Source organism: Pseudomonas sp. NPDC089407 (genome assembly GCF_044900445.1).
Classification (GTDB): Bacteria; Pseudomonadota; Gammaproteobacteria; order Pseudomonadales; family Pseudomonadaceae; genus Aquipseudomonas.
In genome coordinates this window covers 26,241-42,330 of record NZ_JBJDNB010000050.1, presented here as the reverse complement: position 1 = coordinate 42,330, position 16,090 = coordinate 26,241, and the positions used below count along the sequence as shown (strand labels likewise).

At 63.7% G+C, this 16,090-nt stretch carries 16 protein-coding genes; 12 read left to right on the top strand and 4 right to left on the bottom strand.

Annotated features, from left to right (window positions below):
• Positions 1-505 precede the first annotated feature (505 nt).
• Together rhtA and ACI2KG_RS27410 are read left to right on the top strand one after the other, a co-directional pair.
• Positions 506-1,393 carry a threonine/homoserine exporter RhtA gene (rhtA, locus tag ACI2KG_RS27415; RefSeq protein ID WP_404664025.1) on the top strand — a complete coding sequence of 296 codons (888 nt, stop codon included), beginning with the start codon at positions 506-508 and terminating at the stop codon, positions 1,391-1,393.
• A 190-nt stretch (positions 1,394-1,583) separates the two neighbouring features.
• Positions 1,584-1,865, top strand: coding sequence for a hypothetical protein (locus tag ACI2KG_RS27410; RefSeq protein WP_201207250.1), 282 nt, complete (start codon positions 1,584-1,586; stop codon positions 1,863-1,865).
• Between the two features lie 39 nt (positions 1,866-1,904).
• On the opposite strand, the gene ACI2KG_RS27405 is transcribed toward ACI2KG_RS27410, so the two are convergent.
• On the bottom strand, positions 1,905-3,713 hold the full coding sequence (locus ACI2KG_RS27405; protein WP_404664024.1) for an aminopeptidase P family protein: 1,809 nt from the start codon (positions 3,711-3,713) through the stop codon (positions 1,905-1,907).
• 180 nt (positions 3,714-3,893) lie between these two features.
• On the opposite strand from ACI2KG_RS27405, the gene ACI2KG_RS27400 reads away from it, so the two are divergent.
• Positions 3,894-5,012, top strand: a complete 1,119-nt coding sequence (locus ACI2KG_RS27400; protein WP_404664023.1) for a DUF3182 family protein — start codon at positions 3,894-3,896, stop codon at positions 5,010-5,012.
• On the top strand, positions 4,996-5,766 hold the full coding sequence (locus ACI2KG_RS27395) for an alpha/beta hydrolase family protein (protein WP_400621253.1): 771 nt from the start codon (positions 4,996-4,998) through the stop codon (positions 5,764-5,766). Before ACI2KG_RS27400 ends, ACI2KG_RS27395 begins: the two co-directional genes overlap by 17 nt.
• Here ACI2KG_RS27395 and ACI2KG_RS27390 read toward each other — a convergent pair.
• Both ACI2KG_RS27390 and ACI2KG_RS27385 read right to left on the bottom strand, forming a co-directional pair.
• Entirely contained in the window at positions 5,745-6,125 is a 381-nt protein-coding gene (locus tag ACI2KG_RS27390) for an antibiotic biosynthesis monooxygenase (RefSeq protein WP_404664022.1), read from the bottom strand. The genes ACI2KG_RS27395 and ACI2KG_RS27390 overlap by 22 nt on opposite strands.
• Positions 6,126-6,195: 70 nt before the next feature.
• Complete coding sequence (locus tag ACI2KG_RS27385; RefSeq protein WP_404664021.1) at positions 6,196-7,209, bottom strand: GlxA family transcriptional regulator; 1,014 nt, start codon at positions 7,207-7,209, stop codon at positions 6,196-6,198.
• Positions 7,210-7,291: 82 nt separating this feature from the next.
• On the opposite strand from ACI2KG_RS27385, the gene ACI2KG_RS27380 reads away from it, so the two are divergent.
• Entirely contained in the window at positions 7,292-7,840 is a 549-nt protein-coding gene (locus tag ACI2KG_RS27380; RefSeq protein ID WP_404664020.1) for a cysteine hydrolase family protein, read from the top strand.
• 422 nt (positions 7,841-8,262) lie between these two features.
• Here ACI2KG_RS27380 and ACI2KG_RS27375 read toward each other — a convergent pair whose 3' ends face one another.
• Positions 8,263-8,826 carry a helix-turn-helix domain-containing protein gene (locus ACI2KG_RS27375; RefSeq protein ID WP_404664019.1) on the bottom strand — a complete coding sequence of 188 codons (564 nt, stop codon included), beginning with the start codon at positions 8,824-8,826 and terminating at the stop codon, positions 8,263-8,265.
• Positions 8,827-8,910: 84 nt separating this feature from the next.
• Between ACI2KG_RS27375 and ACI2KG_RS27370 the strand changes: the two genes are divergently transcribed.
• The 7 genes from ACI2KG_RS27370 (at position 8,911) to ACI2KG_RS27340 (ending at position 16,078) form a co-directional block, all read left to right on the top strand.
• On the top strand, positions 8,911-9,870 hold the full coding sequence (locus ACI2KG_RS27370) for a DMT family transporter (RefSeq protein WP_404664018.1): 960 nt from the start codon (positions 8,911-8,913) through the stop codon (positions 9,868-9,870).
• 150 nt (positions 9,871-10,020) lie between these two features.
• Complete coding sequence (locus ACI2KG_RS27365; RefSeq protein WP_404664017.1) at positions 10,021-12,936, top strand: monovalent cation/H+ antiporter subunit A; 2,916 nt, start codon at positions 10,021-10,023, stop codon at positions 12,934-12,936.
• The gene (locus tag ACI2KG_RS27360; RefSeq protein ID WP_003250128.1) at positions 12,936-13,280 is read left to right on the top strand and encodes a Na+/H+ antiporter subunit C; all 345 of its coding nucleotides are present in this window, start codon (positions 12,936-12,938) and stop codon (positions 13,278-13,280) included. Before ACI2KG_RS27365 ends, ACI2KG_RS27360 begins: the two co-directional genes overlap by 1 nt.
• Positions 13,277-14,956 carry a monovalent cation/H+ antiporter subunit D gene (locus tag ACI2KG_RS27355; RefSeq protein ID WP_404664016.1) on the top strand — a complete coding sequence of 560 codons (1,680 nt, stop codon included), beginning with the start codon at positions 13,277-13,279 and terminating at the stop codon, positions 14,954-14,956. Before ACI2KG_RS27360 ends, ACI2KG_RS27355 begins: the two co-directional genes overlap by 4 nt.
• Positions 14,953-15,441, top strand: coding sequence for a Na+/H+ antiporter subunit E (locus ACI2KG_RS27350; protein WP_404664015.1), 489 nt, complete (start codon positions 14,953-14,955; stop codon positions 15,439-15,441). The genes ACI2KG_RS27355 and ACI2KG_RS27350 overlap by 4 nt, the downstream gene beginning before the upstream one ends.
• Complete coding sequence (locus ACI2KG_RS27345) at positions 15,438-15,716, top strand: K+/H+ antiporter subunit F (RefSeq protein ID WP_110748175.1); 279 nt, start codon at positions 15,438-15,440, stop codon at positions 15,714-15,716. The genes ACI2KG_RS27350 and ACI2KG_RS27345 overlap by 4 nt, the downstream gene beginning before the upstream one ends.
• Positions 15,713-16,078, top strand: coding sequence for a Na+/H+ antiporter subunit G (locus tag ACI2KG_RS27340; protein ID WP_400621225.1), 366 nt, complete (start codon positions 15,713-15,715; stop codon positions 16,076-16,078). The genes ACI2KG_RS27345 and ACI2KG_RS27340 overlap by 4 nt, the downstream gene beginning before the upstream one ends.
• The last annotated feature ends 12 nt before the right edge of the window (positions 16,079-16,090 follow it).

Sequence of the window (16,090 nt, the reverse complement as noted above, 5' to 3'; positions counted from 1 at the left end):
TTTGGTTAAGAGCTTTTCGTCTCAACCGAGGCGCGCATTCTACGCTTTCCTCAGAGCCTGTCAAGCGTTTATTTTGAAGTTTTTTGCGAGAAACTTGTTTAGCTTCAAACACTTGACTCAACAGGGTAGCTAGCATTGCTCGCTACCGCGTTGGAATGGTGCGCATTATAGGGTGGGGAATTTTTTGGTCAACCTTTAATTTCAATAATTTAGAATATTTTTGAAAAAGTCGTGTTGGGGGTGTCAGGTGCTCGTCGTCAGCCTTGCAGCGCTTGGGAGATCGAGCGCCGCCCGCGCGGCGCTTCGCGGCTAAAGCCGCTCCTACGTTTATTTCGGGCCAATTATGCCTGTGACATCGGCGCGCGCATGCTGGGTGCATGGCGGGAGGTGGATATAAAGAGTGGGCAGGGCTGTAAAACTCTCGCCTGGTATCTTGCCCCACAGCCTGATAACTGCGCACTATATTGCTCAGTTGCTCACTTCGCCCAAGGATTGCCGCACACAAATGACAACCCAGCACCGTAGCCTGGCCGCCACCCTCTTCCCGATCGGCCTACTGCTTATCGCCATGGCATCGATCCAGTCGGGTGCCTCCCTGGCCAAAAGCATGTTCCCCATCGTCGGCGCACAAGGCACCACCACCCTGCGCCTCATTTTCGCCAGCATCATCATGCTGCTGATACTGCGCCCCTGGCGGGTACGCATGACCGCCACCACCCTGCGCAACGTGGTCATCTATGGCATGGCACTGGGCGGCATGAACTTCCTCTTCTATATGGCGCTGCAAACGGTGCCTATCGGCATCGCCGTAGCACTGGAGTTTACCGGCCCGCTGGCCGTGGCAATTTTCTCTTCGCGCCGGCCAATCGACTTTCTGTGGATTGCCCTGGCCATTGCCGGCCTGCTGCTGTTACTGCCGGCAGGCCATGGCGGGCAAGCTCTCGACCCAGCGGGTGCCGCCTATGCATTGGGGGCAGGTGTGTGCTGGGCACTGTACATACTGTTCGGGCAACGTGCCGGCGCCGAGCATGGTATCCAGAGTGCAGCCCTGGGGGTGGTGGTCGCCGCCCTGTTCGTCGCCCCTATCGGCATCGCCCATGCCGGTAGCGCACTGCTCACACCCGCCCTGATCCCTGTCGCCCTGGCCGTTGCCGTGCTATCCACTGCCCTGCCCTACAGCCTGGAGATGATTGCCCTGACACGCATCCCCGCACGCACTTTCGGTACCCTGATGAGCATCGAACCGGCATTTGGCGCACTGTCCGGCCTGCTATTCCTCGGCGAAGTGCTGACCACGACCCAATGGCTGGCGATTCTGGCCATCATTGCTGCATCGGTTGGCACTACCTTGTCGATGCGCAAGGAAGCCAGCCCACCCATCGCAGCAGACTGATATGAGAAATATTTTCATTTGAGACAACATTAGTGATTGTAGCGGCCCGCCTCGCTGATTAAGCTGTCACGGAATCATCATCTTTACGCTATCTACTGAAGCGAACACGGACGCTGGGGACACTTCAGGAAAAACCGAAGCGATAACGACAGGGCCTGACATTTGATACGCCCTGCATTTAAGGACAGGAATGAAACGTATTTTTCTCATCCTGGCCATCTTGGCTATTGCTGGATGCGCCGCCACAGCCAAGACAGAGGTCAAAAAGGGCAAGAAGGGCCTGCATATCAATTGTTCCGGCCTTTCGTCCTCGTGGGACAATTGCTACAGCAAGGCCGCGAGCTCTTGCAGCACGCGCGGCTACCGGGTGATCGCACGCTCGGGAGAGAGTGATGGAGAACCTGGTGACTATTTGTTCGGCATCAACCCCGCGGGTTACACCAGCCGCAGCATGATCGTCATCTGCAAGTAGCACGAAGGGCAGCCCAATGGCTGCCCTTTTCATTGGCCATTACAGCGGCGCAGTACGTGCCTGTAACCAGGCCAACGCATCCCCGTTGAGCAAGGGGGCCAGGCGCTCGTACACCGTGGCGTGATAGCCATTGAGCCAGTCCAGCTCTTCCTTGGCCAGCCGCTCGGGCAACAGGCAACGGGTATCGATCGGGCACAGCGTCAGGGTCTCGAAGTTCAGGAAGTCACCGAAGGCGCTTTTGCCCACTTCGCGGTTGACCACCAGGTTCTCGATGCGTACCCCCCACTGCCCCGGGCGGTACGTACCCGGTTCGATCGAGCTGATCATGCCCGCTTGCATCGCCGTCTGCGGTGCCGGTGCTGCCTGATAGGCAATCACTTGCGGCCCCTCGTGCACGTTCATGAAGTAGCCCACCCCATGCCCGGTGCCGTGGCCATAGTCGACCTGGTCAGCCCAGATCGGCGCCCGGGCAATGGCGTCGAGTAGCGGAGACAGGACACCACGCGGGAACGTGGCACGCGACAGGGCGATCATGCCCTTGAGCACGCGGGTGCAGTCCTCCTTCTGTGCCTGGCTGGGGCTCCCCACCGGCACCATGCGGGTGATGTCAGTGGTACCGCCCAGGTATTGCCCACCCGAGTCGATCAGCAGCAGGCCATCCCCTTCGACCCGCGCATGCGACTGCTCGGTGGCGCGGTAATGCGGCATCGCGCCGTTGCCATTGAAGGCGGCAATGGTCGAGAAACTCAGCGACACGAAGTTCGGGCGACGGGCACGCGCGGCGCTCAATTGTTCGTCAACCGTCAGTTCGGTAATCACCTCGCGACCGAGGTTCGCCTCGAGCCAGGCAAAGAACTCGCACAAGGCCGCGCCGTCCTGCTCCATGACCTGACGGATGTGCACCAAGTCGTCATCAGTTTTGCATGACTTGCTCAAGGTGGTGGGGTTCAGCCCCTCGACCAGCACCACCTCTGCCGGCAAGTTGTCGAGCAGGCCGCAAGTGACCCGGGCCGGGTCCACCAGTAGCCGGCTGCCCGCTGGAACGCCCGCTAGCGCCTGGCCTGCTTCGCTGTAGTTGCGGACCTCGATGCCATCCGCCGCTAGCACCTGACGCAAGTGCGCATCCACCTTGTCCGGGCCAACGAAAAGGATCGCCCGCTGCTGGTTGATCAGGGCAAACGCCAGAAACACCGGGTTATACGAGACATCGCTGCCGCGCAGGTTGAGCAGCCAGGCGATGTCATCCAGGGTGGCGATGAAGTGCCAGTCGGCGCCTCTGGCCTGCAGGCTCTGGCGCAACTGCGCGAGCTTTTTCGCCCGGTTTACCGTGGCGTACGGCGGCAGGTGCTGGTACACCGGGTTGGCCGGCAACGCCGGGCGCCCGTCCCATACCTGGCCCAGCAGGTCCTTGTCGGTCACCAGCCGCGCCCCACGCGCCTTCAGCCGCTCTCTCAGCTGACGCGCCGAGGCCAAGGCCATGACGGCACCGTCCACCGCAACGCTGCCGTTGGGCTCGACATGCTCACCCAGCCATTCCAGTGCACCGGGCTTACCCGCAAGCAGCTTCATCAGTTCGATACCACTGCCGGCCAGTTCGTGTTCTGCCTGTTCCCAGTAGCGGCTATCGACCCAAAGCCCGGCAAACCCGGAGGTGACCACCAGCGTACCGACCGAGCCATGGAACCCCGACAACCACTGGCGCCCCTGCCAGTAACCGGGCAGATACTCGGAAAGGTGAGGGTCGGCCGAAGGGACCAGCAAGGCATCGATACCTTCTGCCGCCATGGCCTGGCGCACGCGCGCCAGACGCTGTGGCACGCTTTGTTCTAGGGAGGTCTGGACGTTCATGCGCTCTCCTGCGGCTACATCACGGTTGATCCAATGGGCTGATAATGGAACAGCCACCAGAGCCCTGCAATCGTCCCGGCGCAAACAGGACGCTTCCTACATGAGGACCACCGATCAAGTCCCGCTGAACTTCCCCAAGGCCCCGGCTTCAGACACTGTACATTCATTGCACACAGGCAAATGACCATGCCCAGTGCCTGCAACCCGAAAGCCGGCGTGGTGCTGCTCGACACCCGCGAACACACGCCAGCGCATGAGCATGCCGTGCACCTCAAACTTGCCGATGGCCTGGGCCGCCTGCTGGGCTGCCAGCATGTGCAGCCCGGGCAACCGCCCAGCGCCGCCGACGGCTACTATTACCTGCCCACCGAGACCCTAATCGGCCCTCGCCGTTATGCCGCCTTGGGCATTCAGGGCGAACAGGACCTGTTTGGCGGTTTGGTGTCACACCCCTACATGGCGACCAAGGCAATCTCCCACCCACTGCCGGCTGGTGCGAGTTTTCCGCCAGGCTGGACCGACGCCTTTGCCCGCCAGGCCTGCGACGCCTTGCTGCGCGGCTACACGGTGTTCAGCAAGGCCGATGCCCGCACCGCGGCACAGTTGCTTCTGCTCGACGGCCCGCTGCGGGTCAAACCGGTACTGGCCTGCGCCGGCCGCGGGCAAAAGGTGATCGTCAGCGCGGATGACCTGGAGCCATTGCTGGCCGGCATGGATGACCAGCAACTGGCATTGTGGGGACTGGTGCTGGAAGAGGACCTGAGCGACGTCCAGACCTTCAGCGTCGGCCAGGTGCGCGTCGCCGGCCTGACCTGCAGCTACCACGGCACCCAACAGCTGACCCACGACCACCAGGGCACCGAAGTTTACGGCGGCTCTGACCTGGTAGTGGTCCGTGGCGACTACCAGGCCTTGCTGCAACTGCCGCTGGAGGACCACCTGCGCTTGGCGGTCAACCAGGCCATGGCCTACGAAAAGGCCGCCGAGCAGCATTTCCCGGGCTTTGTCGCCTCACGCCGCAACTACGACATCGCCCGCGGCAGTAACCCTTCGGGCCACCTGTGCAGCGGCGTGCTCGAACAATCCTGGCGCCTGGGCGGTGCCAGCAGCGCCGAGCTGCTGGCCTTGCAGGCCTTCGCCGACGACTCGGCCTTGCAGCAGGTACGGGCCTCCACCCATGAAGTGTTCGGCACCCCTGACCTACCCGCTGACGCCACCCTCTTCTATCAAGGAAACGACAGTGAACTCGGACAACTCAGCAAGTTTGCGCGGATTCGCGAGCATGACCATTCAGAGTGAAACCGTTGAGCTACAGGTCGAGAACGACCGCATTGCCGGCACCCTGGTCAGCCCTGGCAGCAAGATGCCGGGCATTCTCTTCGTCCACGGCTGGGGCGGCAGCCAGCAACGTGACCTGGCCCGCGCCCGGCACATCACCGGGCTGGGCTGCGTGTGCATGACGTTCGACCTGCGCGGCCATGAAAAGACCGAAAGCCAGCGCCTGACCGTCACCCGCGAACAAAACCTGCAGGACCTGCTGGTGGCTTACGATCGGCTGATCAGCCACCCGGCCGTCGACAGCAGCGCCATCGCCATTATCGGTAGCAGCTATGGGGGCTACCTGGCTACCTTGTTAACCCGCGAACGGCCGGTAAAATGGCTGGCCCTGCGGGTGCCTGCCATGTATTGGGACGACGAATGGGGTAGCCCCAAGCAAGCCCTCGACCGACAACGCCTGAACGCCTATCGCCAGCGCTCGCTCGGCCCGGCAGACAACCGCGCGCTGGCAGCCTGTGCCGAATTCGGCGGTGATGTGTTGCTGGTGGAATCCGAGCAGGACGACTATGTGCCGCATAGCACCCTGATGAGCTACCGCTCGGCATTCGTCAGCGCCCATTCACTCACCCATCGGATCGTCGACGGCGCCGACCACGCGCTGTCCAGCGAACAAAGCCAGAAAGCCTACAGCTCTATCCTGGCGGCATGGATCAGTGAAATGGTCATGGGTGCCCGCCTGGACCGCTACCCGCACTATGCACCGTGGTACGCCTGAGGCTCGCCCACCTGGCAATGCAGGCCGCCATCGGCAGCGCGTACCAGGCTGCGCAGGGTCTGGTAGGCGGCGAAGTTGACGCCACGTGCCTGATGCTGGCCCAACAGGTCAAGGAACGGCTCCTCGACGAAGTAAACGGCCGCTGCCGCCCAGGCCTGGCGTGACTGCCATTGCAGGTACTGCAACACCCGGCTGCCATCATCGCTGGCCTGGATGCTGACGCCCTGCAGGCCCTCGCAGCGCGCAGCCAGTGCTTCGCTACGTACCACCAGGGCCTCGGCCAAGGCTTGCTGGCACAGACTTGGCACTTCGTATTCGATCATCTGGGTGAACCACAAGGCTTGAGGGATTGCCGACATCGACGGTCTCCTGACTATGGGCGCAGGCAGCGCAATGCCGAGCAGGGTAAAACCTCAAGCAAAGTTAAGGTCAAGGGGTTTCTGCAAGGCTATCCCGATACGGCCCCGAAACGGCAAAGCGCCGCCGATAGTCACTGGGCGTCAGGCCAGTGATGCGCTGGAACACTTTGCGAAACGCGCCCGGGTCCTGATAGCCGACCCCCCATGCAATCTGCTCGACATTGCGTCGGGTGAACTCCAACAAGCGGCATGCCCGCCCCACCCTCACCTGCTGGCAATACTCGGTCGGGCGCAGCCCGGTGGCTGCACGAAAGCGCCGCAGGAACGTGCGCGCCTCCAGCCCCGCGCAAGACGCCATCGCAGCAAGGTCGGCGTCCTGCCCGCCATTTCCTTGCAACCAGTGCTGCACTTTCAATACAGCCTCATCGCCGTGATCCAGTCGCGGGTTGAACAGCGCCCCGGGCAACGGCGCCGTAACCGGCTCAACCGCCAGATAACGGGCGGTCTCGCGGGCCACCGTCGCCCCTAGAAAGCGCTCCAGCAAGCGCAAGCCCAGGTCAGTCCAGGCCATCAACCCCGCCGAGGTGACGATGTCGCCGTCGTCCAGCAACGGCTGCTGGGCCTCTACCCTCACCCTGGGAAAACGCTGGGCCAACGTATGCACATAATTCCAGTGGGTGCAGGCCGGGCGACCGTCCAGCAGGCCACTGGCGGCGATGAAGAACACGCCGATGCACACCGACGCCAGTACCGTGCCGCGGCCATGCAACTGGCACAGCAACGTGCGATGGCGCGCCAGCAGTTCGCCCTGTGGCGTCGACTCCAGGCTCGGCGGAATGATCAGCACGCGCAGGGCAGGCACCTCGCGGGCCGGGCTATCGGCGGCAGCTTGCAACTGGCCGGCTTCGTTTGCCTGCCAGAAGCTGGTGCGCACCCTTGGCAGCTCGACGGCGCCCAACTCGGCAGCCACCCGGTTGGCCACCAGGAACAGGTCGGCCAGCCCATGCACGGCGGCGCGCTGCACGCCGGGGTACAGCAGCAAGCCGATGTCCAGGCTGGTTGGGGTGTCAGTTTTTGCCCGCATAGTGTCGTTCGCGCCAATCCTCAGGTCCGTGCACACAGCCTATAACTAACGTCATTGAACGACTACTGCCAGAGGAGGCAGCATGAACAAGCAGGCGCTGATCATCATCGATATCCAGAACGACTACTTCCCGGGTGGCAAGTGGACCCTTGACGGCGCCGACACGGCAGCCGACAACGCGGCCCGGCTGCTGGCAGCGGCACGTAAGCGCGGCGACCTGGTGGTGCATGTGCGGCATGAGTTCGACAGCGCCGACGCGCCGTTTTTCGCCCCAGGCTCGCCAGGCGCGGCCATTCACAGCAAGGTCGAGCCGGTGGCGGGCGAGCCGGTGGTGCTCAAGCACAAGGTCAATGCCTTCCTCGGCACCGACCTTGAGCACACCCTGGACCAGCATGGAGTCGAGGCGTTGACCATCGTCGGCAGCATGAGCCACATGTGCATCGACGCTGCTACCCGTGCGGCCGCTGATCTGGGCTATGAGGTGACCGTGGCGCATGATGCCTGCGCGACCCTGCCACTCGCGTTCAACGGCAACCAGGTGCCGGCGGCGCAGGTGCATGATTCGGCGATGGCGGCGCTGGCGTTTGCCTATGCCAAGGTGGTGAAGACCGATGAGTTGCTGAAAAGCTGATCAGGCTCGTGCAGCACCTGTGGGAGCGGGCGTGCCCGCGAATCAGGATGGCACAGGCTTTGCCGGTGCTCGTGGGCTAGCCCCAATGCTAGTCAGTTAAGCGGTTAGGGCTGACGGGTGCTTGCCTTGGGGTTTGGTTGCCTGTTCGATCGAGCGCCGCCCGCGCGGCGCTTCGCGGCACAAGGCCGCTCCCACATCTGTTTCGGGCCAGTTACTCCTGCCACCTGCGCACTCGCTCCCTGGGTTCATGGCTAGAGAGTGATGAAGAGCAGCGCCAATGCCGATGTCGAAGAGAACAAACAGGGCGGCCAGAGGTAGCCTCACAGGAATGATTGGACCGAAACAGATGTGGGAGCGGCCTTGTGCCGCGAAGCGCCGCGCGGGCGGCCTCGATCGAACAGGAGGCGCGGCCCTGCGCGCCCTCAAATCACCACATTACGCACAAAACGCACTGCTACCGCGCCGTCATTGCGATAGGCATACCGGCAATTACTGGGAAACACATGAAACTGCCCCACCTGCAGGCGATGCTCAACATCTTCGATGATCAGTGTCAGTTGCCCTTCAGCCACATAGATCTGCTCACTCCAGCCCTCGGCATCAGCCTCGCTGGAATAGCACTCACCCGGTGCCAGCGTCCACTCCCAGAGTTCAACTTCACGCCGCGCCGGGCTGGTGCCAAGCAACACCGCCCGGCTCTGCGGATGCTCACCGGCCCAGGCCAGTTGCTCGATGCACCCGGGGTCACGCTGGTCGGGCGCCTGGATCAGGGTACTGAAGGCCACGCCCAACGCTTCGGCAATCAGGTCCAGGGTGGTCAGGCTGACATTCTTTTCACCCGCCTCGATTGCCACCAGCATGCGCCGGCTGACCCCGGAGCGCTCGGCCAGTGCGGTCTGGCTCATGCCAGCGGCGTTGCGCAGGCTGCGGACATTGAGGCTGACATGTTGCAGCACCGACGCCCGGTGCGTGGAATCTTTGTGCACGTTATTGCTCGCTGGTCAGAACTGCGCAGTATACTGCCCACTTTGCGGCGATTGTGCGCCGCCTCCCGCCGAGTGTGCAAGACCATGAACCAACCCAGCAGCAAGCCGACCCCCGCCATTGCCTTTCGCCTGAGCAAGGCCGAACTGGTGCTGGTGTTCATCACCATGCTGTGGGGCGGCACCTTCCTGCTAGTGCATAACGTGATGACCGTCAGCGGCCCGATGTTCTTCGTCGGCCTGCGCTTTGCGGCCGCAGCGCTGTTTGTGGGTGTGGTCTCGGCGCGAGCACTGCCCGGGCTGACCTTTACCGAACTGAAGGCGGGCATGCTGATCGGCGTGTCGATCATGCTCGGCTATGGCTTGCAGACCATGGGCCTGCAAACCATCAGCAGCAGCCAGTCGGCGTTCATTACGGCGCTGTACGTACCGTTCGTGCCGCTGCTGCAGTGGCTGGTACTCGGCCGGCGACCGGGCCTGATGCCCAGCATCGGTATCTGCCTGGCGTTTGTCGGCCTGATGCTGCTGGCCGGGCCGGAAGGCGGCAGCCTGCACTTCAGCGAGGGCGAACTGGTGACCCTGGTCAGCGCCGTAGCCATCGCTGGCGAAATCATCCTGATCAGCCGCTACGCCGGCCAGGTCGACGTGCGCCGGGTCACCGTGGTGCAACTGGCGACCGCCTCGCTGCTGGCATTCCTGATGATCGTGCCGACCCAGGAGCGGATCCCTGACTTTTCCTGGTTGCTGCTGGCCAGCGCCATTGGCCTTGGCGCCATGAGCGCGGTGATCCAGGTGGCGATGAACTGGGCGCAGAAGTCGGTCTCGCCGACCCGCGCCACCCTCATCTATGCCGGCGAACCGGTATGGGCCGGCATCGTCGGGCGCCTGGCCGGCGAACGCCTGCCAGGCGTGGCCCTGCTCGGCGGCCTGCTGATCGTGATCGCGGTGGTGGTCAGCGAACTCAAACTGCGCCGCCCGCGCGAAAGCGATGCAGCCGCCGAAGCACGTGACGTGCACGACCAAGGCGAGCGCCAGGCTGGGCTGTAAAGCGGCCAGTTGCGGCTATGCTTTGTAAAGAACTGTTATAAAAAAACTGCTTGTCACAGCCTGTTTGTAGGATTCTGCGACAGCTTGCGTGTTGGTGAACAACACCTCGGCACGTATGATTCTTTGCAAACTTCTCCAGAATAGGCCGCTATGTCTTTGATAGTGCTATTGCTTCTGCCGTTCGTGGGCAGTTGCCTGGCAGCCGTGCTGCCGCACAACGCACGTAACGCCGAGTCCATCCTTGCCGGGCTCGTAGCCCTGGTCGGTACCGTCCAGGTAGCACTGCTGTACCCACAGGTTGCCCATGGTGGCGTGATTCGCGAAGAGCTCCTGTGGCTGCCCAGCCTGGGCCTGAACCTGGTGCTGCGCATGGACGGCTTCGCCTGGCTGTTCTCGCTGCTGGTGCTGGGCATCGGTACCCTGGTGTCGCTGTACGCGCGCTACTACATGTCGCCGCAAGACCCGGTGCCACGCTTCTTTGCCTTCTTCCTGGCCTTCATGGGCGCCATGCTCGGCCTGGTGATCTCCGGCAACCTGATCCAGCTGGTGTTCTTCTGGGAACTCACCAGCCTGTTCTCTTTCCTGCTGATCGGCTACTGGCACCACCGCGCCGATGCCCGCCGCGGCGCCTACATGGCGTTGATGGTGACCGGCGCGGGCGGCTTGTGCCTGCTGGTAGGGGCGTTGCTGCTCGGCCATGTGGTCGGCAGCTACGACCTGGACAAGGTCCTGGCTGCCGGTGACACCATCCGCCAGCATGCGCTGTACCCGGTGCTGCTGCCCCTTATCCTTGTTGGCGCCCTGGGCAAGAGCGCGCAGTTCCCCTTCCAGTTCTGGCTGCCCCACGCCATGGCAGCCCCCACACCGGTATCGGCCTACCTGCACTCCGCGACCATGGTCAAGGCCGGGGTGTTCCTGCTGGCACGCCTGTGGCCGGTGCTGTCCGGTAGCGAGGAGTGGTTCTGGATCGTCGGCGGTGCCGGTGCCATCACCCTGCTGCTCGGCGCCTTCGCCGCGATGTTCCAGAATGACCTCAAGGGCCTGCTGGCCTATTCGACCATCAGCCACCTCGGCCTGATTACCCTGCTGCTGGGCCTGAACAGCCCACTGGCCGCCGTGGCCGCGGTGTTCCACATTCTCAACCATGCCACCTTCAAGGCCTCGCTGTTCATGGCCGCCGGCATCATCGACCACGAAAGCGGCACCCGTGACATCCGCCGCCTCAGTGGCCTGATCCGCCTGGTGCCGTACACCGCCACCCTGGCGATGGTCGCCAGCGCCTCGATGGCCGGCGTGCCGTTGATGAACGGCTTCCTGTCGAAGGAAATGTTCTTCGCTGAAACGGTATTCATCAGCTCCACTGCCTGGGTCGAGGCCGCGCTGCCGGTGATCGCCACCCTGGCCGGTACCTTCAGCGTGGCGTATGCCCTGCGCTTCACTGTCGATGTGTTCTTCGGCCCGACAGCCCAGGACCTGCCGCACACCCCGCACGAGCCGCCGCGCTGGATGCGTGCACCGGTCGAGCTGCTGGTGCTCACCTGCCTGGTGGTGGGCATCTTCCCTGCCCAGTCGGTCGGCCCACTGCTGGCCGCTGCCGCCCTGCCGGTCGTAGGCGGCACCCTGCCAGAATACAGCCTGGCCATCTGGCATGGCTGGAATGCCCCGCTGATCATGAGCCTGGTGGCCATGAGCGGCGGTATCGTCCTGTACCTGCTGCTGCGCAAGCAGTTGCGCCTGGGCCGCTTCCCTTACCCGCCGCTGATCGAGCGTTTCAACGGCAAGCGCCTGTTCGAGCACGGTCAGGTACAACTGATGCTGCTGGCGCGGCGCGTCGAGCGACTGCTCACCACCCGCCGCCTGCAGTCGCAACTGTTCATGCTGGTGGTCGCCGCGCTCCTGGCTGGCCTTACGCCCATGCTGTACAGCGGCCTGAGCTGGGGCGACCGACCGAAGATCCCGGGTTCCGGTGTGTTCGTCGCGCTGTGGCTGATCGCAATCGCCTGCGCCATCGGTGCCGCCTACCAGGCCAAGTACCACCGTTTGGCAGCCTTGATCATGGTCAGCGTCTGCGGCCTGATGACCTGCATTACCTTCGTCTGGTTCTCTGCGCCCGACCTGGCACTGACCCAGTTGGTGGTGGAAGTGGTCACCACCGTGCTGATCCTGCTTGGTTTGCGCTGGCTGCCACGGCGTATCGAAGGCGTGTCGCCGCTGCCCGGCAGCCTCGAGCGCGCGCGCATGCGCCGCCTGCGCGACCTGCTGCTGGCCGTGCTGGTTGGCGGCGGCATGGCCGTACTGTCGTATGCCATGCTGACCCGGCCAACGCCCAACGACATTTCCTCGTTCTACCTGAGCCGGGCGCTGCCCCAGGGCGGCGGCACCAACGTGGTCAACGTGATGCTGGTCGACTTCCGCGGCTTCGATACCCTCGGTGAAATCACCGTGCTGGTGGCGGTGGCGCTGACCGTGTTTGCCCTGCTGCGGCGCTTCCGCCCACCCAAGGAGAGCATGCAGCTGCCCGCACAACAGCGCCAGTTGGCACCCGACGTGGTCACCGACCTGATCAACCCGCGGCATGCCACCGATACCGCGCTGGGCTTCATGATGGTGCCTGCGGTGCTGGTGCGCCTGCTGCTGCCGATCGCCCTGCTGGTGTCGATGTACCTGTTCATGCGTGGCCATAACCAGCCAGGCGGCGGCTTTGTCGCCGGCCTGGTGATGTCGGTGGCGTTCATCCTGCAGTACATGGTGGCTGGCACTCAGTGGGTCGAGGCGCAGATGAGCCTGCGGCCGCTGCGCTGGATGGGCACCGGCCTGCTGTGCGCGACCCTGACCGGGGTTGGCGCGATGCTGCTGGGTTACCCGTTCCTGACCACGCACACCGCCCACCTGCATGTGCCGGTGCTGGGTGATGTGCACGTGGCCAGCGCGCTGTTCTTCGATGTCGGCGTGTATACCGTGGTGGTTGGCTCGACCCTGCTGATCCTCACCGCCCTGGCGCACCAGTCGGTGCGCGCCTACCGCCCGGGCAACCCGGCGAAAACCAGCCAAGCAGGAGCCGCCTGATGGAAGAAGTCATTGCAGTCGCCATCGGTGTGCTGGCCGCCTCGGGCGTGTGGCTGATCCTGCGCCCGCGTACCTACCAGGTGATCATGGGCCTGTGCCTGCTGTCGTACGGCGTCAACCTGTTCATCTTCAGCATGGGTAGCCTGTTCATCGGCAAGGAGCCGATCATCAAGGACGGCGTCACCCAGGACCTGCTGCACTACACCGACCCGCTGCCGCAGGCGCTGGTGCTCACCGCCATTGTCATCAGCTTCGCCATGACCGCGCTGTTTCTGGTGGTATTGCTGGCCTCGCGAGGCCTGACCGGTACCGACCACGTGGATGGCCGGGAGCGTGACGAATGAGTGGCATGAGTCAACTGATCGTCGCGCCCATCCTGCTGCCGCTGCTTACTGCGGCGGTGATGTTACTGCTCGGTGAAAAGCATCGGCGGATCAAGGCCCGACTGAACCTGCTGTCGACCTTCGCCGGCCTGGCCATTGCCGTGTGCCTGCTGATGTGGGTACGCACCCGGGGGCAGGCAGAGTCGATTGGCGTCTACCTGCCGGGCAACTGGCCGGCCCCATTCGGCATCGTGCTGGTGGTGGACCACTTGTCGGCGCTGCTGCTGAGCTTGACCGGGGTCATCGGTTTCAGCGCGCTACTGTTTGCCCGCGCACGCTGGGACAGTGCCGGGGCCAGCTTCCATGCGCTGTTCCAGATCCAGTTGATGGGCCTGTACGGTGCGTTCCTCACCGCCGACCTGTTCAACCTCTTCGTGTTCTTCGAAGTGCTGCTGGCCGCCTCCTATGGCTTGTTGTTGCATGGTTCAGGCCGCGCCCGGGTGCGTGCCGGCCTGCACTACATCGCCATCAACCTGTTCGCCTCGTCGCTGTTCCTGATCGGCGCAGCGATGCTGTACGGCGTGACCGGCACCCTGAACATGGCTGACCTTGCCCTGAAGATTCCGCTGGTGCCGGAGGCCGACCGTGGCCTGCTGCACGCGGGTGCGGCGATCCTGGCCATGGCCTTCCTGGTCAAGGCCGGTATCTGGCCTTTGAACTTCTGGCTGGTACCGGCCTACGCCTCGGCCAGCGCGCCGGTGGCAGCGCTGTTCGCCATCATGACCAAGGTCGGGCTGTATGCCGTGCTGCGCCTGTGGACGCTATTGTTCTCCGGGCAGGCCGGGGCCTCGGCACATTTCGGTGGCCAATGGCTGGTGTACGGTGGCCTGGTTACCCTGGCGGTGGCCGCAGTGTCGATCCTGGCCGCGCAACGCCTGGAACGCATGGCGGCCCTGAGCATCCTGGTTTCCGCCGGCACCCTGCTCGCTGCGGTCGGCTTCGCCCAGTCGGCGCTGACTGGCGCGGCGCTGTTCTACCTGGTCAACTCGACCCTGGCGCTGTGCGCACTGTTCCTGCTCGCCGAGCTGGTAGAGCGTTCGCGCTCGGCCAATGAAGCGCCGCTGGACGAAGAGGAAGACGTCATGCCGCCACCGCTGGAGTCACTGCACCCGCCCAAGGGCATCAACCTCGACGATGAGCAGAAGGCGGTGATCGGCCAGATCATTCCGTGGACCATGGCCTTCCTAGGCCTCAGCTTCATCGCCTGCGCCCTGCTGATCATCGGCATGCCACCGCTGTCGGGCTTTGTCGGCAAGCTCAACCTGATCAGTGCGCTGTTCAACCCGCAGGGCCTGGGCGTACCGGCCGAGCAGCCACTGAGTGCAGCCGGCTGGGGCCTGGTAGCCTTGCTGATCCTGTCCGGCATGGCCTCGCTGATTGCCTTCGGCCGGGTCGGCATCCAGCGGTTCTGGAAGCCCGAAGAGCGCCCATCGCCGGTGCTGCGCCGCTTTGAATGCCTCCCAATCGTCATCCTGCTCGGCCTGTGCATCATCCTCAGCCTCAAGGCCGAGCCGTTGCTGCGCTACACCCAGGACACCGCCGCCAGCCTGCAGGCCCCCGATGCCTATATCGAAGCCGTCATGGCCGCCAAGCCAGTTCCTGGCCCCACCTCGCTCGACGTACAGGTGCAGCCATGAATCGACTGTTCCCCGCGCCACTGCTCTCGGTCTCGCTGTTCGGCCTGTGGCTGCTGCTGAACCTTTCGGTAAGCCCCGGCAACCTGTTGCTGGGCGCCGCCCTTGGCGTGCTGGCGCCCCTGCTGATGGCGCCCCTGCGCCCGCAGCATGCGCACATACGACGGCCACTGGTCATCGCCAGGCTGATCGGCCGGGTCGGTATCGATGTGATCGTGTCCAACCTGCTGGTAGCCCGTGGCGTGCTGCGGGCCGGCAAGCAGCCACCGCATTCGGCGTTCGTCCATATCCCGCTGGCCCTGCGCGACCCGCACGGCTTGGCCGCGCTGTCGATGATCACCACCGTGGTGCCCGGCACGGTCTGGTCCGAACTGGCACTGGACCGCAGCGTCCTGCTGCTGCATGTGTTCGAACTGGACGATGAAGCGGCCTTCATCCAGCACTTCAAGGACACTTACGAACGCCCGCTGATGGAGATCTTCCAATGACTGGCCTGCTCTCCAGTGCCGTTCTTGCCAGCCTGTTCATCTTCGCCCTGGCCATGGGCCTGGCGCTGATCCGGCTGTTCCGCGGCCCCTCTGCCCAGGACCGGGTGCTGGCGCTGGACTACCTGTACATCCTGGCCATGCTGACCATGCTGGTGCTGGGTATCCGTTATGCCAGTGACACTTACTTCGAAGGTGCACTGCTGATTGCGCTGTTCGGCTTCGTTGGCTCGTTTGCCCTGGCCAAGTTCCTGCTGCGCGGCGAGGTGATCGAATGACTGAAACCCTGGTATTGCCGTTCTGGCTGGAACTGGTCACAGCCGTGCTGCTGCTGACCGGCAGCCTGTTCGCCTTGATAGGCGCAGTGGGCCTGGTGCGCCTGAAGGACTACTTCCAGCGCATGCACCCGCCGGCACTGGCTTCGACCATTGGCGCCTGGTGCGTGGCGTTGGCCTCGATCATCTACTTTTCATGGCTGAAGGACGCGCCAGTGCTGCATGCCTGGCTGATTCCGATCCTGCTGTCGATCACCGTGCCGGTCACCACGCTGCTGCTGGCAAGGGCGGCACTGTTCCGCAAACGCATGTCGAAAGAGCCGGTGCCAGAAGAGGTCAGCAGCGGCCACGACCGCGGTAACTGAAGGGCTGCCGCC